22 protein-coding genes and 1 other annotated feature are annotated in these 19317 nt (G+C 59.4%); of the genes, 17 read left to right on the forward strand and 5 right to left on the reverse strand.

The features are described 5' to 3' along the window. The first annotated feature begins 10 nt into the window (after nt 1-10). The 13 genes from EJL02_RS07785 to EJL02_RS07845 all read left to right on the forward strand — a co-directional run bounded on the left by EJL02_RS07785 (nt 11) and on the right by EJL02_RS07845 (nt 10782). Nucleotides 11-355 carry a DUF6054 family protein gene (locus EJL02_RS07785; protein ID WP_125115848.1) on the forward strand — a complete coding sequence of 115 codons (345 nt, stop codon included), beginning with the start codon at nt 11-13 and terminating at the stop codon, nt 353-355. A gap of 2 nt (nt 356-357) precedes the next feature. Then, on the forward strand, nt 358-1323 hold the full coding sequence (locus EJL02_RS07790; protein WP_125115849.1) for a DUF3658 domain-containing protein: 966 nt from the start codon (nt 358-360) through the stop codon (nt 1321-1323). A 62-nt stretch (nt 1324-1385) separates the two neighbouring features. Beyond that, nucleotides 1386-3020, forward strand: coding sequence for an ATP phosphoribosyltransferase regulatory subunit (gene hisZ, locus EJL02_RS14570; protein WP_125115850.1), 1635 nt, complete (start codon nt 1386-1388; stop codon nt 3018-3020). A gap of 1 nt (nt 3021) precedes the next feature. Next, a complete protein-coding gene (gene hisD, locus EJL02_RS07800) occupies nt 3022-4323 on the forward strand; it encodes a histidinol dehydrogenase (RefSeq protein ID WP_125115851.1) in 1302 nt (433 codons plus the stop codon). Further along, on the forward strand, nt 4310-4885 hold the full coding sequence (gene hisB, locus EJL02_RS07805; RefSeq protein WP_125115852.1) for an imidazoleglycerol-phosphate dehydratase HisB: 576 nt from the start codon (nt 4310-4312) through the stop codon (nt 4883-4885). Before hisD ends, hisB begins: the two co-directional genes overlap by 14 nt. Continuing rightward, entirely contained in the window at nt 4885-5502 is a 618-nt protein-coding gene (gene hisH, locus EJL02_RS07810; protein ID WP_125115853.1) for an imidazole glycerol phosphate synthase subunit HisH, read from the forward strand. The genes hisB and hisH overlap by 1 nt, the downstream gene beginning before the upstream one ends. After that, nucleotides 5499-6212 carry a 1-(5-phosphoribosyl)-5-[(5-phosphoribosylamino)methylideneamino]imidazole-4-carboxamide isomerase gene (gene hisA, locus EJL02_RS07815; RefSeq protein WP_125115854.1) on the forward strand — a complete coding sequence of 238 codons (714 nt, stop codon included), beginning with the start codon at nt 5499-5501 and terminating at the stop codon, nt 6210-6212. The genes hisH and hisA overlap by 4 nt, the downstream gene beginning before the upstream one ends. Further along, entirely contained in the window at nt 6212-6976 is a 765-nt protein-coding gene (hisF, locus tag EJL02_RS07820) for an imidazole glycerol phosphate synthase subunit HisF (RefSeq protein ID WP_125115855.1), read from the forward strand. The genes hisA and hisF overlap by 1 nt, the downstream gene beginning before the upstream one ends. 3 nt (nt 6977-6979) lie before the next feature. Next, nucleotides 6980-7312: a phosphoribosyl-AMP cyclohydrolase gene (gene hisI, locus EJL02_RS07825; RefSeq protein ID WP_125115856.1), complete on the forward strand. Its 333-nt coding sequence runs from the start codon at nt 6980-6982 to the stop codon at nt 7310-7312. Between the two features lie 115 nt (nt 7313-7427). Then, a complete protein-coding gene (gene hisE, locus EJL02_RS07830; protein WP_125115857.1) occupies nt 7428-7751 on the forward strand; it encodes a phosphoribosyl-ATP diphosphatase in 324 nt (107 codons plus the stop codon). Between the two features lie 333 nt (nt 7752-8084). Then, nucleotides 8085-8960 (forward strand): C39 family peptidase, encoded by an 876-nt coding sequence (locus EJL02_RS07835; RefSeq protein WP_243114428.1) that lies wholly within the window; start codon nt 8085-8087, stop codon nt 8958-8960. Nucleotides 8961-9041: 81 nt separating this feature from the next. Next, entirely contained in the window at nt 9042-9521 is a 480-nt protein-coding gene (locus EJL02_RS07840; RefSeq protein WP_125115858.1) for a pyridoxamine 5'-phosphate oxidase family protein, read from the forward strand. Nucleotides 9522-9546: 25 nt separating this feature from the next. Beyond that, a complete protein-coding gene (locus tag EJL02_RS07845; protein ID WP_125115859.1) occupies nt 9547-10782 on the forward strand; it encodes a CapA family protein in 1236 nt (411 codons plus the stop codon). A gap of 56 nt (nt 10783-10838) precedes the next feature. Here EJL02_RS07845 and EJL02_RS07850 read toward each other — a convergent pair whose 3' ends face one another. From EJL02_RS07850 to EJL02_RS07870, 5 genes are all read right to left on the reverse strand, one after another. Further along, complete coding sequence (locus EJL02_RS07850; RefSeq protein WP_125115860.1) at nt 10839-11438, reverse strand: NAD(P)H-dependent oxidoreductase; 600 nt, start codon at nt 11436-11438, stop codon at nt 10839-10841. A gap of 6 nt (nt 11439-11444) precedes the next feature. Beyond that, nucleotides 11445-11852: a zinc-ribbon domain-containing protein gene (locus EJL02_RS07855; RefSeq protein WP_125115861.1), complete on the reverse strand. Its 408-nt coding sequence runs from the start codon at nt 11850-11852 to the stop codon at nt 11445-11447. A 106-nt stretch (nt 11853-11958) separates the two neighbouring features. Continuing rightward, nucleotides 11959-12591, reverse strand: a complete 633-nt coding sequence (locus tag EJL02_RS07860) for a flavin reductase (protein ID WP_125115862.1) — start codon at nt 12589-12591, stop codon at nt 11959-11961. Between the two features lie 119 nt (nt 12592-12710). Further along, entirely contained in the window at nt 12711-13049 is a 339-nt protein-coding gene (locus tag EJL02_RS07865) for a DUF4363 family protein (protein WP_125115863.1), read from the reverse strand. A 1-nt stretch (nt 13050) separates the two neighbouring features. Then, nucleotides 13051-13725, reverse strand: a complete 675-nt coding sequence (locus EJL02_RS07870) for a DUF421 domain-containing protein (RefSeq protein WP_125115864.1) — start codon at nt 13723-13725, stop codon at nt 13051-13053. A 152-nt stretch (nt 13726-13877) separates the two neighbouring features. Further along, nucleotides 13878-14125 (forward strand) — a binding site (T-box leader). 54 nt (nt 14126-14179) lie between these two features. Here EJL02_RS07870 and ilvB point away from each other — a divergent pair. The 4 genes from ilvB to ilvD all read left to right on the forward strand — a co-directional run bounded on the left by ilvB (nt 14180) and on the right by ilvD (nt 19315). Then, nucleotides 14180-15844, forward strand: coding sequence for a biosynthetic-type acetolactate synthase large subunit (gene ilvB, locus EJL02_RS07875; RefSeq protein ID WP_125115865.1), 1665 nt, complete (start codon nt 14180-14182; stop codon nt 15842-15844). 16 nt (nt 15845-15860) lie between these two features. Continuing rightward, on the forward strand, nt 15861-16337 hold the full coding sequence (ilvN, locus tag EJL02_RS07880) for an acetolactate synthase small subunit (protein WP_125115866.1): 477 nt from the start codon (nt 15861-15863) through the stop codon (nt 16335-16337). Between the two features lie 60 nt (nt 16338-16397). Next, nucleotides 16398-17393 (forward strand): ketol-acid reductoisomerase, encoded by a 996-nt coding sequence (gene ilvC, locus EJL02_RS07885; RefSeq protein ID WP_125115867.1) that lies wholly within the window; start codon nt 16398-16400, stop codon nt 17391-17393. Nucleotides 17394-17692: 299 nt separating this feature from the next. Beyond that, entirely contained in the window at nt 17693-19315 is a 1623-nt protein-coding gene (gene ilvD / locus EJL02_RS07890; protein WP_243114436.1) for a dihydroxy-acid dehydratase, read from the forward strand. The last annotated feature ends 2 nt before the right edge of the window (nt 19316-19317 follow it).

Raw genomic sequence — 19317 nt, forward strand, 5'->3', positions numbered from 1 at the left:
GGATACCACCATGGCAAAGTATGAAAAGCATCTCACCGGCGATTTTGACGCATTTCTGGATTACCTGTTTGATGGTATCATGAACGGCAGTGCGTCGGCCTCGTATGAGGATGGCAGCGAATGGACCGCAAATGGCGTGCGCGTGGCGGTGCGTGTGTTCGAGCGTTTCAGCTGGTCAGGCAGCAACCGCGTGAGCATGAATGTGACGCTTGCGGGCAGCGGGAATCAGCTGTTCCTGTCCGCGATCACCTCGGGCGGCAGTCAGGCGGTGTTCTGGAAGCTCAACACAATTGGCGAGGAGAGCTTTTTGGACAAGGTCATCGAACTGGCGGAGAGCTACGGCGGAGGTGTGTGACCATGTACTGGATCTGCTTCGGAGACAGCGCCAAGGGATGCTTGGCGGAGGCATGCAAATCGCTCGATGCGGAGATGGATGCAGGGCATATCCTTGCGCTGGCGGACGACTACTCTCAGGGCGATATCCGCGACGTGACCGATCGTGCTGCACGCGCGGCTATTCTGACGCCGTGGCACGGCGACCCCGAACTGGATGGCAAGTGGCAGGCGGAGTATCAGGCGCGGCACTGGGAAACGCTTAAACAGTTGGATGCCATTGATGAGGCGCTTATCTGGTATGCAGGCGGCAATGCCTTGGAGCAGTGCGGCCTGCGATATGTGGTCAGCCGGTTGCAGCAAAGGCATCTTCCGGTTTGGGTGGTCGAGATCGGCTGGATTCCGGTATCGGAAATCAAGCGGGCGAACGATCAGGTGCGCGGTAGGTCCGCCGTCGGCGTGATCACGGGCAGCCGGGTGAAAAATGCCGTATGGCGTTTGATGCCGCAGTTTGTCCTGCGCCGCTATGCGGCGCGGATCGAGCAGCGCAGCTTGCAGGACCGCGTCGAGCGGTCGCCGCGCGCAGGCATGGCGTATTTCTCGAAAGTGGGCGAAGCCGCGCCCAATCTTCTTCCGTATTTTTATAAGCGCCGCCGCCTGCTGACCGATACCGAACAGGCGGCACTCCTGACCGAGTGGACGCGCATGCAGGAGGAAAACACGCCGCTGCGCGCGATCGTGGACGGCAAAGTGCAGTCAGTGCCGGCGGATTTCTACGATGCAAGCATCCTGTCCTGCGTGCCGGAGGAGGATAATGTGGCCGCACTGACAGTCGGCCGCGCCATTGCAAAACTCGATGAGACCGGCAACCGCGTGAGCGATATGCTGATTTTTTCGCGCATCCGCGCGCTGGGCGCGGCGGGGCGGCTCACCATCGTGCAGGATGGCGCGACCTATCGCGACATGGTCATCCGCAAAATCGGGGGTTGACAGCTGGTAGATAGGTATGGTATTATTTTAACGCGATAAAGCGATAAAGGAGTTTTGCGGCCATGAACCGTTTTCGTATTTCCACACCCGAAGGGACGCGCGATCTGCTGTTTTCGTCCTGCCGCGCGCTGCGGCAGACCGAACGCGCGGTGCGCGAGGCGCTCGAGGGCTGTGGATACAGTGAAGTCATTACGCCTGCGGTCGAGTATTTCGATGTGTTTGCGCAGGCAAACCCTGAACTCGATCAGGAGAACATGCTCAAGATCATCGACCGTTCGGGACGCATCTGCGTCGCGCGGCCGGACAATACCACGCCGATCGCGCGCATCGCGGCGACCCGCCTGGACGACGCGGCGCTGCCCGTGCGGCTGTATTACAGCCAGAAGGTGTTCCGTTCGGTTGCGGGCGGACACGGGCACAAAGGCGAGTTTTTGCAGGTCGGCGCGGAGCTGATCGGTGCGGACGGCCTGGAAGCCGATCAGGATATTCTGTCGGCAGCCTTCAGCGCGCTGACCAGCACGGGGGCGGATAATTTCCGCATTGAGCTGGGTCACGCGGAGATCTACAAGGCGCTGATCGAAGAGTTGGGCGTGGATGCGCAGACGGCGGAAAGCATTCGCCGATTGATCGAAAACAAGTCGTTCGCGGCGCTGGGCGACGCGCTCGCGCCGTACGGCGAGCGCCCTGCTGCCAAGGCACTGGGCGCGATGCCGCAGCTGTTCGGCGGCATGGAGGTGCTCGATCAGGTCGAGGCGCTAACCGGCAACGTGCGCGTACTGGGCGCGGTGTCCTATCTGCGCCGGCTGTACAAGGCGCTGGACGAGGCGGGATACGGCAGTCGCATCATGATCGACCTCGGTCTGGTGCACGAGATGGATTATTACACCGGCGTGATGTTCCGCGGTTATATCGGCGGCGCGGGCGCGGCGATCCTGTCGGGCGGCCGGTATAACGCACTGTGTGCGAAATTCGGCAAGGATCTGCCTGCGGGCGGCTTCGGCATCGACGTGGAGAGCGTCGCGGAAAGCCTGCAAGGCGCGGCGCGCCCCGAAGCGGCGACCCGCCGCGGTACGGTGCGGATCGCGCTGACCAAGGGCCGTCTGGAAAAGAAGACGCTTTCGCTGCTCAAGGCGGCGGGTTATGATATTTCCGAGCTGGAAGCCGGTTCTCGCAAGCTGATCTTCGCCCTGCCGGACGCAGGCGTGGAGATCGTGCTGGCCAAGGCGGCGGACGTCATCACCTATGTCGAACACGGCGTGTGCGACATGGGCGTGGTCGGCAAGGATACGATCATGGAAAAGGGCGGCAGCTTTTACGAGATGGTCGATCTGGGCTTCGGCAAGTGCCGCTTTGCGCTGGCGACCAAAAAGGGCAAGGACGTATACGGCGGTTATAAGACCCCGGTCATCGCGACCAAGTATCCGGCGGTGACCAAGGCGTTCTTCAACAAGAAGAACATGGACGTTGAAACCATCAAGATCGAAGGTTCGGTCGAGCTGGCGCCGCTGCTGGAACTGGCCGACGCGATCGTCGATATCGTTGAGACCGGCACAACGCTCAAGGAGAACGGCCTCGAGGTTATCGAGGACGTCGCGCCGATCTCGGCGCGCGTGATCGTCAATCTGGCGAGCGCGAAGATGAAAAAAGCCGCCATCCAAAAGGTGATTTCCGATCTGGAAAGCGGTTTGGAGGGATAATATGTTTTTGAAAACCGTGCTCGCGGACGGGCAGGCCGAACAGGTGCAGATCCGCGAGATGAAAGCGCGCGCGGCGGGTGCGCGCGGGGATATCGAGCAGACCGTCCGCGCGATCATGGACGACGTCAAGGCGCGCGGCTGGGATGCGGTCTGCGAATATGCAAAGAAATTTGATAAGCGTGAGCCGTACATCATCGAGCCGGCGCAGCTGGACGCGGCCTATGCGGCCTGCTCGCCCGCGCTGATCGCGGCGCTTGAGAAGGCGGCGGCCAACATCCGCGACTATCACGAGCAGATGCTCGCGAAATCTTGGGAGTGGAAGCGCAGCGAGGGCGAAACCCTCGGCCAGACCGTGCGCGGCCTTGCGCGCGTCGGCCTGTATGTGCCGGGCGGCACGGCGGCTTACCCGTCGAGCGTGCTGATGAACGCGGTGCCCGCCAAGGTTGCGGGCGTCGGTGAGCTGATCATGGTCACCCCGCCGACCGAAAACCTGTCCAATGAGGTGCTCGCGGCGGCGAAAATCGCGGGCGTGGATACCGTCATCGCGATCGGCGGCGTGCAGGCGATCGCCGCACTTACTTACGGCGCGGGCTTCATCCCGCAGGTGGATAAGATCGTCGGTCCGGGCAACGCTTTTGTCGCGGCAGCGAAAAAGTTGGCCTTCGGCACGGTGGACATCGACATGATCGCCGGTCCTTCCGAGGTGCTGGTCATTGCCGACCACACGGCTAACCCGACCTGGGTCGCGGCTGACCTGCTCAGTCAGGCCGAGCACGACCGGCTTGCCTCTGCCGTCCTGCTGACCGATTCGATGGCGCAGGCGCAGGCAATTTCGTGCGAGATGGAGCGGCAGGCTAAGCTGCTGCCGCGCTGGGAGATCATTGCGGAGAGCGTGGCGAACTACGGCTGCGCGATCGTGTTTGACGACCTTGCGGACGCCTGCAAGATGGCGGACGTGGTCGCGCCCGAGCATTTGGAAGTCGTGACCGCCAATCCGCGCGAGTGGCTGCCGTACCTGCACAACGCAGGCGCGATTTTCCTCGGACAGTATGCACCCGAGCCGCTTGGCGACTATATGGCAGGCCCCTGCCATGTGCTGCCGACCTCGGGAACCGCGCGGTTTTTCTCGCCGCTTTCGACCGATACGTTTTTGAAGAAAACCAGCGTGATCGAGTACACACGCGATGCACTTGCAGGCTATGCGCAGGACATCATCGCACTGGCGCAGAGCGAGCATCTGGACGCGCATGCGAACTCCATCGCGGTGCGCTTTGCGGAGGAGGACGAGCATGAGAAAGGCTGAGATCACGCGCAAAACCAAGGAGACCGAGATCACGCTGTCACTGAGTCTGGACGGCGGCGAACGCAAGATCGACACCGGCATCGGTTTTTTTGACCATATGCTCAATTCCTTTGCCGTACACGGCGGCTTCGGCCTGACGCTCGAGTGCAAGGGAGATCTGGAAGTGGACGGCCATCACACGGTCGAGGACTGCGGCATCGTGCTTGGGCAGGCGCTCGCGCAATGCCTGGGCGACAAGGCGGGCATCGCGCGCTTCGGGCAGGCGTTTGTGCCGATGGACGAGGCGCTCGGCTTTTGCGCGCTGGATATTTCCGGCCGTCCGTATCTGGTGTTTGACGCACCCATGCCGCAGCCGATGTGCGGGCAGTACGACACCTGCCTGACGGTCGAGTTCATGCGTGCGCTGGCAGTCAACGCAGGACTGACGCTGCACCTTAAGGCCGAATACGGCGACAACGCACATCACATCACCGAAGCGCTGTACAAGGCGCTGGCACGCGCGCTCCGGCAGGCGGTCGCGGTGACGGGCGGCGGCGTACTGAGCGCAAAGGGAGTACTGTAATGGGTTATATTGCAATTGTGGACTACGGCGCAGGCAATCTGATGAGTGTGCATAACTCGCTGGATTTCCTGGGTTATGAGAATAAAGTAGCGGACACCCCGGCGGTCATCGACGGGGCTTCCGGCGTGATTTTGCCCGGCGTCGGCGCGTTTCCGGACGCAATGGCCGCACTGCATGCGTCCGGCCTGACCGATGCGGTGCTGCGCGCGGCAAAAGAGAAGCCGTTTCTCGGCATCTGCCTCGGCATGCAGATGCTGTTCGAGGAGTCGGACGAAGTGCGCCTTTGCGAAGGTTTGGGCCTGCTGCCCGGCCGGATCGAGCGCATTGGGACCGACCTCAAGCTGCCGCAGATCGGCTGGAACGCACTGGACATTGTGCGTCCCAACGCGATGACCGAGGGCGTCTCGAACGGCGATTATGTGTATTTTGTGCACAGCTTTATGGCGTGCCCTGCGCAGGAGGACGATCTTGCCGCCGTGACCGATTACGGCGCGCGGGTTCCTGCCATGGTGGCACGCGGCAACCTGTTTGGGTGCCAGTTTCACCCGGAAAAAAGCGGGAAAGTGGGGCTGCATATGCTCCAAAACTTTGCAAAACTGACGGAGGTGGGAAAATGAAGGTTATCCCGGCGATTGATTTGAAGGATGGGCAGTGTGTGCGCCTGAAAAAGGGCGATTATGATACCGTGCATAAGGTGGCCGAGGATGCGGTTGAGACCGCGCGCAAGTTTATCGCAGCGGGCGCGACCCTGATCCATATGGTCGATCTGGACGCGGCCAAGGATGGCTCGCACGCCAACTACGGCGTGGTCGAGCGGGTTATCCGCGAGACCGGCGCGACGGTAGAGCTGGGCGGCGGCATCCGCTCGATGGACGATATCGAGGCCGCGCTTGCGCTGGGCGTTTCGCGCGTCATCATCGGCTCGGCGGCGGTGCGCAACCCGCAGTTTGTGGCCGAGGCGGTCAAAAAGTACGGCGATAAGATCGCGGTCGGTATTGACGCAAAGAGCGAGACCGTGCGCACGGACGGCTGGCTGGGTGACAGCGGCGAGAATTACATCTCGTTTGCCGAGCGCATGGAGTCTTACGGCGTGAAAACCATCATTTTCACCGATATCGACAAGGACGGCATGCTCGCCGGCCCGAACTTCGATCAGTTGGCTGCTCTGCGCGCAACCGTACACTGCCAGATCGCAGCGTCGGGCGGCGTGTCCACGCTGGAAGATATCCGTCAGCTCAAGCGGCTGGGCATCGACGCGGCCATCGCGGGCAAGGCGGTTTACACGGGCAAGCTGGATTTGCCCGCGGCGATTAAGGAGGCCGAATAATGCTGGCCAAACGAATCATCCCCTGTCTGGACGTCAAGGACGGACGGGTGGTCAAGGGCGTCAACTTCGTCGGCCTGCGCGACGCGGGCGACCCGGTGGAGCTGGCGAAATTCTATTCCGCCGAAGGCGCGGATGAGATCGTCTTTCTTGACATCACAGCCACGAGCGACGGCCGCGACACGATCGCGGACGTGGTGCGCCGCACCTGTCGCGAGGTGTTTGTGCCGGTCACGGTGGGCGGCGGCATCCGCACGGTGGACGACTTCCGCGATATTCTGCGCGCGGGCGCGGATAAGATCTCGGTCAACTCGGCCGCGGTCAAAAATCCCGGTCTGGTGGACGCCGCCGCGGAAAAATACGGCAGCCAGTGCGTCGTCGTCGCGATCGACGGTCGAAAGACGGGTAAAACACCCTCGGGTTTTGAGGTATATGTCGCGGGCGGCCGCACGCCGACCGGCGTGGACGCGGTCGCGTGGGCAAAAGAGGTGTACGAGCGCGGCGCGGGCGAGATTCTGCTGACTTCGATGGACAAGGACGGCACCAAGAGCGGTTTTGACCTCGAGCTGACGCGCGCGGTCGTGGATACGGTCGGCATCCCGGTGATCGCCTCGGGCGGCTGCGGTACGCTCGACCATTTTTCCGAAGTGTTTGAGAAAACGGGCTGCGATGCGGCGCTCGCCGCAAGCCTGTTCCACTACGGTGAGCTGACCGTGGGTCAGGTCAAGGCGCATCTGCGTGAAAAAAATATTCCGGTGAGGTTGTAAACGATGGATTTGAGCAAATTTTTTGTCAAAGCGCCGCTCATTCCGGTCATCTGTCAGGATGAGGTCAGCGGCGAGGTGCTCATGCTGGGCTACGCCAATGAGGAGGCGCTTCAGCTGACCATGGACACCGGCACAGCGTGGTTTTTCTCGCGCTCGCGGCAGAAGCTGTGGAACAAGGGCGAAACGTCGGGCAATTTCATCTTCGTCAAAAAGATCCTGTCCGACTGCGACGACGATACGCTGATTTATGTCGGCACGCCCAAGGGCCCGGTTTGTCATACGGGCAACCGCACCTGCTTCTACACGACGCTGTGGGAGAAGGGAGCGCAGTCCTAATGGCGTTTCCACTGGTGACGATTTTGGGTGCTGCCGTTGTGGCGATTGTGGTGATCGCAGCGGTCGTGCTGCTGGTCACCAGACGATAAGATAGTAAAAAAGAAGGAGAAACGATATGAATTCGTTTGAACAGATGGAAGCGGTCATCGCGCAGCGGCGCGCGGAACCGCAGGAGAATTCCTATACCTGCTACCTGTTTGACAAGGGTCTGGATAAGATCCTCAAAAAGGTGGGCGAGGAGTGCGCGGAAACCATCATCGCTGCGAAAAACGGCGATAAAACCGAACTGGTTGGTGAGATCAACGACGTGTTCTATCACATGATGGTCATGATGAACGAATGCGGCGTGACGCTCGCAGAGGTCTGCGAGGAGATGGACGTGCGCGCGCAGAAGATCGGCAACCTGAAGAAGTTCCACGTTTCCGATCACAATACCTGAGAAAAACCGAACAATTTCCTTTCCTGCTCCGTGTAATGGATAAAAATAAATGATACTGCTGTCAGAAAAACGGGCGGTCGATCGTATGGTAGGCAGGAGGAGAAAAATTTCCCCCGAAAAAACGCGGCATAACCGCAACGATTCGGGGGATTTTTGACTCTGTATCAGTAGAGACTGGCGATTGCAGTCGTGACGGCCTTCAGAAAATTTTAAGGATTTTCCTGGCGAAATCGAAAGAGTATATGGATATACTGGATACATGGACAGAGACAGGCCCGGAAGGGTCTGTCGGGAAAGGAAATTGTTATGACGACTCGTTATAGGACGGTACAGGTGAAAACTGCGGCACCGCGGACGGCGCCCCGCCCGGCCAGACGGCATACACGTCGCCGAGCGCGCCGTCGGCATCCGTTTCGGCTGTTGTTTGCGCTGTTCTTGCTTGGCGCGGCGATTTTGTTTGTGCCGCGTGCCGCGTGCGGCGGTGCTGCTGCCCTGCGTTGGCAGCGGGACGGCGTGGATGTCCAAAGCGGCACAGCGGCGGCGATTTTCCGGCTGTCGATGACTGACAGCCGTGCGGACGAAATTTTGCAGCATCCGGAGAATTATCCGCCGGCGCTGCTCGATCTGCTTGCGGGCAACCGTGAAACGCTGGACTTTGTGCTGGATTATCCCGCGCATCACGCGGATGCGCCGGCCGAAAGCCTGAGCGAACCGCTCGACACCGTGCCGCTTTTGCTGCAATGGGACGAACGATGGGGATATCAGGATTACGGCGGCAGCATGATCGCGGTCAGCGGCTGCGCGCCGACCAGCCTGTCCATGGCGGCGGCTTATTTGACCGGGGACCGCACAGTCACGCCGTGCCGCATAGCGCAGTATGCGGCGGAACACGGGTATTACATACCGGGGCAGGGGACAAGCTGGTCGCTGCTTAGCGAGGGCGCGTCAGCCTTCGGTATCAGCTGCCGTCAGCTGTCGCTGGATAAAACGCAGATCGACGCCGCGCTTGACGCAGGACAGCCGGTCATCTGTTCGATGCTGCCGGGTGATTTTACGACTGAGGGGCATTTTATTGTGCTGACCGGGTGCGCCGAGAACGGAGAATATGAGGTATGCGATCCGAACAGCATCAAACGCAGTGAAAAAACATGGTCGTATGACCGGCTGAGCGACCAGATTGCCGCGCTGTGGGCCTGCTCACTTCAATAAGGGAAGAAAGGGACGCTTTTGCGTCCCTTTTGCTTGCCTGTTGCCATCAAACGTGATATGCTTGTGCAGAGGTGAAAAACAATGCGTAGAAAAGACAGAGAAATCACGGGACGGGAGAATATCGAGCCGATTTTGCAGGCATGCAAAACCTGTCGGCTGGCGATGATCGCGGACGGTGCGCCGTATGTGATCCCGCTCAATTTCGGGTATACATGGGATGAGGACGGGTTGACGCTTTATTTCCACAGCGGCCTCAAGGGCAAAAAGATCGACGCATTGCGTGCGGATGCGCGCGTGTGCTTTGAGATGGATACCGAAATGGGTCTGACCGGCGAGGGCGATCTGGCCTGCCGGTACAGCTATGCATTTTCTTCGGTCGTGGGCTACGGCAACATCCAGTTTGCACAGAACAACGAGGAAAAACGGCGCGGTTTTGACATCATCATGCAGCACCAGACCGGCCGCGGCGGCTGGAGCTATACCGACCCGGCGCTGAGCGTCGCCGAGGTGTTCTGGGTGCATGCCGATTCGTTTGAGGGTTCGCGCAAGCTGCCGAAATAACAAACGGGTTCAGGGGGAATGAACCATGAAGCAGGCAAATCGCTGGATCGGATGGTTGTCCATACTGGTTTTGGTCGCTGCAACGGGTGCATTGGTGTTTTTCGGCGTGCAGCAGGAAGAGCCGCAGGCCGCTGCGCCGCCGCCCGCGCCGGAAATTGCCGAGCCAGTCGAACCGGCTGTGCAGGATACGGTCGCAACGCTGTGCGTGGCGGGTGATCTGGTGATTCATATGCCGATCATCAACGAGGCATACGACAGCGCATCCGGCCAACATGATTTTACCTATCTGTTTGAGCAGGTGCGGCCGTATTACGAGCAGGCGGATTATGCGGTTGCGTGTCTCGAAACCACGTTTAACGGTCCGCCGTATTCCGGCTATCCGCAGTTCTGCGCGCCGGACAAGCTGGCACACGATCTGAAGACGGTCGGGTTCGACCTGCTTTCCACGGTGGGCAACCACAGCCTGGATACATGGCATGACGGGCTGGTGCGCACGCTGGATGTGTTGGACGAGGCTGGGATGGATCACGTCGGCACTTACCGCACGCAGGAGGAAAACGACACGGTCAAGGTGGTGGATGTGGGCGGCATTCGGCTGGCGATGCTGGGGTACACCTACGGCACAAACGGCCTGCCGCTGGGTGAGCATCCTTACAGTGTCAACGTTTACACGACCGACTATCTGACCAATTGCAGTCAGGTGGATTATGACCGCATTGCCGCAGATCTGGCGCGCGCCAAGCAGACCGATGCGGATGCGATCGCGGTGTTTATGCATTGGGGACAGGAATACAGCCGGACGCCGAGCGACCAGCAGAGAGAGCTGGCGGATTTTCTGTTTGAAAACGGCGCGACACTCGTGCTGGGCGGTCATGTGCATGTGCCGCAGCCGATGGAACTGCGGCAGCTGCCCGACGGGCGGACCGGATATTTGTGCTACTGTCTGGGCAACTTCATTTCCAATCAGCACGACCCCTATACCAATCTGACCGCAGCAGTCAATCTGGAACTGACCAAGGACGGCGAGACCGGCGAAGTGACCGTGTCGGCCTGCGAGTATATTCCGATGTATATGCTGCATCCGGATGCGTCGAACGAGGGCTGTTACCGGCTGCTCGATATCAAGCGCACCATGCAGGATTACGAAAACGGCGATACCTCGATCATCGGGGAGACCGGTTATCAGAACTTGAAACAGGGACTGGCCGATCTGCGCACGATTTTCGGAACGGAGGAGACACTCTCCCTGAAAACAGCATAAAACAACAGCCGGAGATCTTTCGATCTCCGGCTAGTTTTGTATCTGCATGCAAATAATCAGTCCCAGAAGTGCTGCGCCATCTCTTCTGCCTGGTTTTCTGCCGCGCGAAGCAGTGCCTCAGCGTCGTTGCCGACGATATCCAGCCCTTCGGCTGCAAGTGTGTCAAACCGTCCGGCGGACAGCAGTTTGCAGAGGGACAGCAGATAGGCGGAAGCGTGGTCGGCCAGCACGGGATCGCGGTTATCCACAATGCCGCCGCGCGTGGTGACATAGACAAAGCGCGTCAGGCGGCAATCGCCCACGGGGTAGTTGTCGCTGCCGTAGTGGAAGGTCAGGCCGGTGACGCACAGGCGTTCCAGATAATTGCGCACCATGGACGGCACGCTCATGTCCCAGAACGGGCAGGCGAGCACGACCGCGTCCGCCGTTTTGAACTGGTTGGCAAGCGCGAAGAACGGCGCACCGAACGCACCGGCAGCAGACAGCGCGTCGCGTTCCGCGATATCCTTGGCGTCGTAAGGCGTCAGATGCAGCGCAGGCAGCAGCAGCACTTCGATTTCCGCATCCGGGATGCGGCTGACCAGCCGCTGCGCCAGACGCAGGGTGCGGGACTGGCCGCCGCGGATGCAGCCGTTGACGAACAGGACTTTTTTCATAGCGGGTTACTCCTTTGGCAAAGCTTTGCCGCATTTGCGGCAAAAGGCAAAATCATCTTGCACCGGTGCGCCGCAATAGGGGCAGAAGCTGCTGCCTGTGGGCGCGGCATCCGGTGTGTGTTCCGGCTTGTCGCCGAAATATTGGTTGAGCGGGTCGGGTTCCTCGCGGTCATCCGTGATGTCAAACGAGGAATACCGGTTTTTCCCGGTGGCGTTTTTGAAATTGTAAACGGCGTTAAAAATACCGATGATGACGAACAGCACGCCGAACAGCGGGAAGATGATGCCGATGAGACCCAAGCCTTTGGTCATGGATGCGGCGAGCACCGTCCAGAAGATGCCGAACACGATACCGAAAATCGAGCCGAAGCCGCCCATCATGGAGGGGCCGCGGCCAGGTTTAATGCTTTTCATAGTATTCCACCTGCCTTTGCTTCATCATATCACAGCGCGCGGTAAAAGACAAGAAAACCGCATCCCGTTTTGACAGCGGGATGCGGTTTTGCACGCTTATAAAATCTTATGCTTCGCTGCGCTTGACGAATTTGCTGCGCGGCGCGCGGCAGATCGGGCAGACATAGTCGTCCGGGATGGTTTCGTCCAGACGGACATAGCCGCAGACCGTGCACTTCCAGCCGGCGTCCGGGCCGACTTCGTGATAAACGGGCGCGGCGGGAGGCGCGTCCTTGCCGCGGCTCTCAAGTGCCTTGACGGTCAGGCAGTCGCCGTCGGCGAGCACCTCGGCGTCGGTCAGATCGCAGATAAACAGCGTGTACGAGCCGATGGCGACCGTTTCGGTCACACGCAGGCTCAGGCGGGAGACCATGCCGTCTTTCAGGAACGGGCAGCCGTTTGCATCCGTTTCAAACGGGAAGGAGGCGAATTTGTCGATCGCGCGGCCGGATTTATAGCCGAATTCGTTGACGATCTTCTCATCGGCGTCCTGCGCGAGCAGGGTGACGGCGGCAACACCGCTTTGCTTCAGCGCCGCACCGGTGGCCGAATCGTTGTTGAGCGACAGCGTGAACTTCGGCGGGCGGGAAGAAGAAACCTGATGGAGCGAATTGATGATGCAGCCGAAGTTTTTTCCGTCGGCCGCAGTGGAGATCAGGGCAAGACTGTAATCGAGCTTTTTGTAAGCGGCGTTGTTCATGGTGCAGCTCCCTTTCTTGTCATAATGAAAATAAATACTAATTACAAATTAATACTATCATAATTCAAAAGGAAAAGCTACATCAAAATCAACAAAGTTGCAGGATGGGTTTTGGAGAATCATAACAGGTTGATCAGGCTGGGACGTTCCAGTTCGGGCAGATGGTTCAGTTGGGCGATCAGCTCGGTGCGGTCGAGCAGGAAATCCTCGGTGTTTTGGGTTTTGTGCGCGGCGAGGACGCGGTCAAACAACCGGTCTGCCTGATCGATCTCGTCGTGCAGCAGCAGCGACCCAAGCAAAAGCTGTGCTTGGTCCCAACGCTGGTGGGCCTGCTCCAGATCGCCCGCCTGGATTTCGCTGACAATGCCGCCGACCGTTTGCTCAACGGTGTGCAGGCTCCACCAGCTGCCGAAAATAAGCAGCGCCAGCAGCACGAGCGCAACGTATAGCCGCCGCATATCAGTGGCGCTCCTTTCTCTGGATAAAGCTGTTGCCGCAGTCGTCGAGCGTCATCAGGAACACGTCGGACAGCGCGATGCTCTGGTTTTTCAGACGGTTTTCGATGTCCTTGGGGTCAAGATGCAGCAGGCGGAGCGAGCGGCGCACCAGCTTGCCGTCCGACACGACCACCAGCGGCAGGCCGGTGTCTTTGGGCGTGATGCCCAGCATTTCCGCCGTGATCGGCTGCTGCGGCTGTTTGAGGATGACCGACAGCGTGCCGTCCGGTTCAATCACGCCGTATTTGACGTCGGATACTGAGGAAACGTTTTGCTTGCGCAGCGTTTCGATGATCTCGTCGGTGGTCAGACGCATTTCGCGCAGCTTGGGGATATCCAGCCGGCCGCCGCGGATGATGATGGCCGGCTGGCCGTTGAGCAGCCGCCGGAACGCACGGCTTTTGAGCGCGACCCAGCTGAGCAGGATCTCCAAAACGATCAGCGTGGCAATCGGCACCAGCCCTGCAAAGATCGGGATGCCCAGATCCTGCATCGGAACCGCAGCCAGATCGGAAACCAGAATGGTGATCACCAGCTCGGACGGATCAAGCTCGCCGATCTGGCGTTTGCCCATCAGCCGGACGGCCAGGATGACCGCGAAATATAAAATCAGGGTGCGCAGCAGGGGAACGGCCATGTTTGAGCCTCTCTTCTATCAGAATTTACCGGTAGTATGGCACAAAAACAGCAGTTTATACCTGTGCAGGAATTTAACAAAGTAAAATACGAAAAAGTTGTTGACAATCGCGTCAGGCCGTTCTATAATATGAATTACATTTTGAACAACGCAAGTTGGCGATGACCGGAAAAGTAGCGTCTGGAATCCGCAAGAGAGAGCCGCCGGGTGGTGCGAGGCGGTGGAGAAAGGAAAGTGCGAAAGTCCTCCGTGAGCCGAATGTCTGAAAAGGGATGAAACAGGGCCCCGTGTAAGGTGTTCCGTGTGATCTGCGTTAAAGATCGGGTTGAGTGGTCGCAGCATGGGTTTGCGTGCGCGGCAAGAAGAGTGGTACCGCAGAGGAATAGTCTTTGTCTCTTTGGAGAGGCGAAGGCTTTTTTATTTTATAGATTTTGAAGAAAGGAGGCGGATTCGCATGGTAAAGAACGGCTCTGAGATTTTGGTGGATGTGCTGGTAGAACAGGGTGTCGATACGATTTTCGGCTATCCGGGCGGCGCGGTCCTCAATATCTATGATGCGCTTTACAAAAACAGCGACCGCATTCGACATATTTTAACTGCCCATGAACAGGGCGCAGCCCACGCGGCGGATGGCTATGCCCGCGCAACCGGCAAGGTTGGCGTGTGCCTGGCAACAAGCGGCCCGGGCGCGACCAATCTGGTCACGGGCATCGCAACGGCATATATGGACTCCATTCCGATGGTTGCCATTACCGGCAACGTCGGCACCAGCCTGATCGGGCGAGATTCCTTTCAGGAGGTATACATCGCCGGTATCACCATGCCGATCACCAAGCACAATTTCGTCGTACGGCATGTGGAGGAGTTGGCGGATACCATCCGCAGCGCGTTCCGCATTGCCGCGTCCGGTCGACCCGGCCCGGTGCTGATCGATATCCCGAAGGATGTTACAAGCGCCGAGTGTGAATATATTCCGGCCCCCAAGGTCGAAGTGCATGAGACCTACAACGTGACCCCCGAGCAACTGGAGACGGTTGCCGGGATGATCGCGCAGTCCGAACGTCCGGTCATTTACTACGGCGGCGGCGTGGAGACGGCGAACGCCGGTGCAGCGCTGCTCGAGCTGATGCGCCGGGCGGATATCCCTTCCGCACACACCATGATGGCGATCGGCTGCATTCCGGACACCGAGCCGCTGAGCCTGGGACTGATCGGTATGCACGGCACGGTTTCGGCGGACTGGGCGGTTGAGCGGAGCGACCTGCTGATTTGTATCGGCGCGCGTTTCTCCGACCGTGTGGCAACCAACACCCGCCGCTTTGCCCCGCACGCAAAGATCGTACATATCGATATCGACGCGGCCGAGATCAACAAGAACATCGGTGTGGATTATGCGGTGGTCAGCGATGCGGAGAACTTCCTCGAATCTCTGCTGCCGTACGTCAAGGAAGCAAAGCACGATGCGTGGCGCGCACAAATCTCCGAGTGGCAGAGAACGCTCGACTATGTGCCCAAGGACGACGACAGCGTCATCCATCCGCATCAGTTGATTCGCACACTGTACGATATGATCGGGGACGACGCGATCGTCGCAACCGACGTCGGTCAGCATCAGCTGTGGTCCGCGCAGTACAACCGCTGCACCAAGGTGCGTCATTTCCTGACGTCCGGCGGTCTGGGCACGATGGGCTTTGGCTATGGTGCGGCGATGGGCGCGCAGATTGCGTTCCCGGATAAAACCGTGGTTCACATCACCGGCGACGGCTCGTTCCACATGAACCTCAACGAGCTGTGCACTTCGGTTACCTACCATCTGCCGATCATCACGATCATTATGAACAACAACGTGCTGGGCAATGTGCGTCAGTGGCAGACCATGTTCTACGAAAAACGCTATTCCCAGACCAATCTGTATCGCAAGACCGATTACATCAAGCTTGCCGAAGCCTTCGGCGGCCGCGGTTTCCGCGTGACCAATATCGCGGAGCTGCGTGCGGCACTGGCGGATGCGCTGCAGCGCACCGGCCCGGTGCTGATCGATTGCCGCATTGACAAGGACGAACGCGTGCTGCCCATGATTCCGGCGGGCGGTACGGTGGACGATATCGTGGCGGACTGAGAAAGGAGAAGAGACAATGGAAAAATATATCCTTTCCGTGACCGTACAGAATAACGCGGGCGTTCTGGCGCGCGTGTCCAGCCTGTTCGGCCGCCGCGGCTACAACATCGATTCGCTGACCGTGTCGGCGACCACCGATCCCAAGATCTCCCGCATGTCGATCATCGTGCAGGGCGACGAACCCATCTTGGAGCAGATCATCAAGCAGCTGCTCAAGCTGGAAGAAGTCCAGCGCGTCGATCATTTGCAGGAAGACGACTCCTGCTGCAGCGAACTGGTTTTTGTCAAGCTCCGCGCCGAAAGCGGCAGCGAGCGCGACGCGATCCGTCAGCTGTGCGAGCTGTATGATGCGCACATCGTGGAATCCACCGAACAGTCGATGATTGTCGAACTGTCCGAGGTGCCCAGCCGCATCGATGCATTTCTGGACGTCATCTCCAACTTTGAAGTGCTGGAGATGAGCCGTTCGGGCGTCACCGCGATTGAGAAATAACGGCGGCGTATTCAATTTGTTTTCCTAATTAAACCTACATATATTTAGGAGGAGTTAAAAATGGTAAAGATGTACTATGATTCGGACTGCAACCTGTCCCTGCTCGACGGCAAGACCGTTGCTATCATCGGTTTTGGCTCTCAGGGCCATGCACATGCGATGAACCTGAAGGATTCGGGTGTCAATGTTGTCGTTGGCCTGCGTCCGGGCTCCAAGCATGAAGCCAAGGCCAAGGATTACGGCCTGACCGTTATGACCCCGGCTGAAGCTGCAGAAGCAGGCGACATCGTTATGATGCTGGTACCGGATGAGAAGCAGGCGGACATCTACAAGGAGTCCATCGAAGCGCACCTGAAGCCGGGCAACTGCCTTGCATTCGCGCATGGCTTCAACATCCATTTCAAGCAGATCATCCCGCCGAAGGATGTTGACGTTATCATGGTTGCGCCGAAGGGCCCGGGCCACATCGTTCGTCGTACCTACACCGAGGGCCAGGGTGTTCCGGATCTGGCTTGCGTATATCAGGATGCAACCGGCAAGGCAATGGATATCGCACTGGCTTACGCTTGCGGTATCGGCGGCGGCCGTGCGGGTATCCTGGAGTCCACCTTCAAGACCGAGACCGAGACCGACCTGTTCGGCGAGCAGGCTGTTCTGTGCGGCGGCGTTTGCGAGCTGATGAAGGCTGGCTTTGAGACGCTGGTTGAGGCTGGCTATGCACCGGAGAACGCTTACTTCGAGTGCGTACATGAGATGAAGCTGATCGTTGACCTGATCAACGAGGGCGGCTTTGCCAAGATGCGTTACTCCATCTCCGACACCGCGGAGTACGGCGATTACCGCACCGGCAAGCGCATCATCACCGAGGAGACCCGCAAGGAAATGAAGAAGATCCTGCGCGAGATCCAGGACGGCACCTTTGCTTCCGAGTGGATCCAGGAGAACAAGGCCGGCGGCCGTGCGAAGTTCCTGGCTACCCGTGCACTCGAGGCTGATACCCAGCTCGAGGAGACCGGCAAGAAGCTGCGCGGCATGATGAGCTGGCTGAAGAAGTAAAAACCGTATAGGAGGCTTCATAAGCCCCCTATATACGAAAAGCGGTTCCCAAGGAAACCGCTTTTCGATACCCGAACGACGCCGCCCAAGGCGGCTAAATCGGGGTGTAAAAAGTCAGGCACATGTCCTGACTTTTTACGAAAAGCAATGCGAGCATTGTTTTTCTGTGAAATGCGCGCCGGTGGCGCGTGAAAAGAAACATGCGCACAGGCGGGCGGGTTTCCGCCCGCCTGTTTCGCACAAAGGAGGGAATCCCCGTGTCCAAAAGAAGTGACAACATCACTGCGGGTGCAGAGCGTATGCCCAACCGTTCGCTGCTGCGTGCCTGCGGTTTGACTGACGAAGAAATGAAAAAGCCGATCATCGGCGTGGTTTCCGCATACAGCGAAATCATTCCCGGCCACATCAACCTGGATAAGATCGCGGACGCTGCCAAGGCAGGCGTGCGCATCGCAGGCGGCACGCCGGTTCTGGTTCCGGCCATCGGCGTGTGCGACGGCATCGCGATGGGCCACATCGGCATGAAATACTCGCTGCCCAGCCGCGAGCTGATCGCGGACAGCGTGGAGACGCTGGCGCAGGCGCATCAGTTTGACGCGCTCGTGCTCATTCCGAACTGCGACAAGATCGTGCCCGGCATGCTCATGGCAGCCGCGCGCCTGAATATCCCGTCCATCATCGTTTCCGGCGGCCCGATGCTGGCCGGCCACTATGACGGACAGGAGATTTCGCTGTCCAAGACGTTTGAGACGGTCGGCGCCTACAAGGCCGGCCTGATCGACGACGCCAAGCTTGAGGAATGCGAGTGCGGCTCGTGCCCGGGCTGCGGTTCGTGCTCGGGTATGTACACGGCAAACTCGATGAACTGCCTGTCCGAGGCGATCGGCATGGCGCTGCCCGGCAACGGCACGATCCCGGCCGTTCACGCCGCGCGTATCCATCTGGCCAAGCACGCGGGTATGCAGATCATGGAGCTGCTGCGCCGCGGCATCAAGCCGCGCGACATCCTGACGCCGGCGGCGTTCCGCAACGCGCTGACCTGCGAAATGGCGATCGGCTGCTCGACCAACTCGGTGCTGCACCTGCTGGCGCTGGCAAACGAGGCGGGCGTGCCGCTTGATCTGAACATGCTCAACGAGCTGTCCGCCAAGGTGCCGAATATCTGCCATCTTGCGCCGGCCGGCCCGCATCACATCGAGGAGCTGTACATGGCGGGCGGTGTGCCGGCCATCATGAAGGAGCTCACCAAGCGCGATCTGCTCGACCTGTCGCTTATCACCGCGACCGGCAAGACGGTCGGCGAAAACCTCGAGGGTGTGGTCAACAAGAACCCCGAAGTCGTCCGTCCGCTCGAGAATCCGTATTCCGAGACCGGCGGCATCGCAGTGCTGTGGGGCAATATCGCCAAGAACGGTTGTGTGGTCAAGCGCTCGGCGGTTGCGCCTGAGATGATGGTGCACGAAGGTCCGGCGCGCGTGTTCGATTCCGAGGACGACGCGATCAAGGCCATTTATGCGGGCGAGATCCACAAGGGCGACGTCGTGGTCATCCGCTACGAAGGCCCGAAGGGCGGCCCCGGCATGCGTGAGATGCTCAACCCGACCTCCGCGCTGGCGGGCATGCAGCTCGATAAGGACTGCGCGCTCATCACGGACGGCCGCTTCTCCGGCGCGTCCCGCGGCGCGTCGATCGGTCACGTTTCGCCCGAAGCTGCGGCGGGCGGCGAGATCGCGCTGATCCAGGAAGGCGACCGCATCGCCATCGACATCCCGAACAGCAAGGTGAATGTCCTGATCTCCGACGAGGAGATGGAGGCACGCCGTGCCAAGTTCGTGCCGCGCGAACCCAACATCAAGTCGGGCTGGCTGTACCGCTATTCGCGGCTGGTCACCTCGGCTGATCAGGGTGCGGTTCTCCGATAAGG

Source organism: Agathobaculum sp. Marseille-P7918, assembly GCF_900625105.1.
Taxonomy (GTDB): Bacteria; Bacillota; Clostridia; order Oscillospirales; family Butyricicoccaceae; genus Agathobaculum.

Bases quoted from the DNA above. Each gene is read 5' to 3' on its own strand.
- EJL02_RS07785 (WP_125115848.1), top strand. From the start codon at position 11: ATGGCAAAGTATGAAAAGCATCTCACCGGCGATTTTGACGCATTTCTG.
- EJL02_RS07790 (WP_125115849.1), top strand. From the start codon at position 358: ATGTACTGGATCTGCTTCGGAGACAGCGCCAAGGGATGCTTGGCGGAG.
- hisZ (WP_125115850.1), top strand. From the start codon at position 1,386: ATGAACCGTTTTCGTATTTCCACACCCGAAGGGACGCGCGATCTGCTG.
- hisD (WP_125115851.1), top strand. From the start codon at position 3,022: ATGTTTTTGAAAACCGTGCTCGCGGACGGGCAGGCCGAACAGGTGCAG.
- hisB (WP_125115852.1), top strand. From the start codon at position 4,310: ATGAGAAAGGCTGAGATCACGCGCAAAACCAAGGAGACCGAGATCACG.
- hisH (WP_125115853.1), top strand. From the start codon at position 4,885: ATGGGTTATATTGCAATTGTGGACTACGGCGCAGGCAATCTGATGAGT.
- hisA (WP_125115854.1), top strand. From the start codon at position 5,499: ATGAAGGTTATCCCGGCGATTGATTTGAAGGATGGGCAGTGTGTGCGC.
- hisF (WP_125115855.1), top strand. From the start codon at position 6,212: ATGCTGGCCAAACGAATCATCCCCTGTCTGGACGTCAAGGACGGACGG.
- hisI (WP_125115856.1), top strand. From the start codon at position 6,980: ATGGATTTGAGCAAATTTTTTGTCAAAGCGCCGCTCATTCCGGTCATC.
- hisE (WP_125115857.1), top strand. From the start codon at position 7,428: ATGAATTCGTTTGAACAGATGGAAGCGGTCATCGCGCAGCGGCGCGCG.
- EJL02_RS07840 (WP_125115858.1), top strand. From the start codon at position 9,042: ATGCGTAGAAAAGACAGAGAAATCACGGGACGGGAGAATATCGAGCCG.
- EJL02_RS07845 (WP_125115859.1), top strand. From the start codon at position 9,547: ATGAAGCAGGCAAATCGCTGGATCGGATGGTTGTCCATACTGGTTTTG.
- EJL02_RS07850 (WP_125115860.1), bottom strand. From the start codon at position 11,438: ATGAAAAAAGTCCTGTTCGTCAACGGCTGCATCCGCGGCGGCCAGTCC.
- EJL02_RS07855 (WP_125115861.1), bottom strand. From the start codon at position 11,852: ATGAAAAGCATTAAACCTGGCCGCGGCCCCTCCATGATGGGCGGCTTC.
- EJL02_RS07860 (WP_125115862.1), bottom strand. From the start codon at position 12,591: ATGAACAACGCCGCTTACAAAAAGCTCGATTACAGTCTTGCCCTGATC.
- EJL02_RS07865 (WP_125115863.1), bottom strand. From the start codon at position 13,049: ATGCGGCGGCTATACGTTGCGCTCGTGCTGCTGGCGCTGCTTATTTTC.
- EJL02_RS07870 (WP_125115864.1), bottom strand. From the start codon at position 13,725: ATGGCCGTTCCCCTGCTGCGCACCCTGATTTTATATTTCGCGGTCATC.
- ilvB (WP_125115865.1), top strand. From the start codon at position 14,180: ATGGTAAAGAACGGCTCTGAGATTTTGGTGGATGTGCTGGTAGAACAG.
- ilvN (WP_125115866.1), top strand. From the start codon at position 15,861: ATGGAAAAATATATCCTTTCCGTGACCGTACAGAATAACGCGGGCGTT.
- ilvC (WP_125115867.1), top strand. From the start codon at position 16,398: ATGGTAAAGATGTACTATGATTCGGACTGCAACCTGTCCCTGCTCGAC.
- ilvD (WP_243114436.1), top strand. From the start codon at position 17,693: ATGCCCAACCGTTCGCTGCTGCGTGCCTGCGGTTTGACTGACGAAGAA.